Origin of the sequence: Methylobacterium sp. J-072 (assembly GCF_022829425.1) — a bacterium.
Lineage (GTDB): Bacteria > Pseudomonadota > Alphaproteobacteria > Rhizobiales > Beijerinckiaceae > Methylobacterium.
Window position 1 is genome coordinate 1 of sequence record NZ_JAKSYK010000186.1, and the last position, 283, is coordinate 283.

Consider the following 283-nt stretch of genomic DNA (forward strand, 5'->3'; position numbering starts at 1 on the left):
GCCCGTGTCGAGCACGTTGATCAGGTTCTTGCTGAAGTCCTGGCGGTTCTGCACCACAGACAGGTTCGAACCGAAGGTCGAAGCATCGGTGCGCAGCTGGCTGGAGGCGGTCGTCAACTTGCCCAGGGTGGTGTTGATGTCACCGTTGAGCAGGAAGCTCCCCTGCCCGACCGTCGAGGTCTTGGCCGAGGTGCTGGTGATCGAGGTCAGGCCCAGGCCGCTCGAGGTCTCGTCGGTGGCCGTGACCGTGAGGTTCGAGTTGCCCTTCGGGTTGAACTTGATC

General features: G+C 62.5%; 1 pseudogene. It reads right to left on the reverse strand.

Annotated elements, in window-relative coordinates:
• A pseudogene (locus MKK67_RS32995) lies at nt 1-283 on the reverse strand (flagellar protein); the annotation flags it as partial.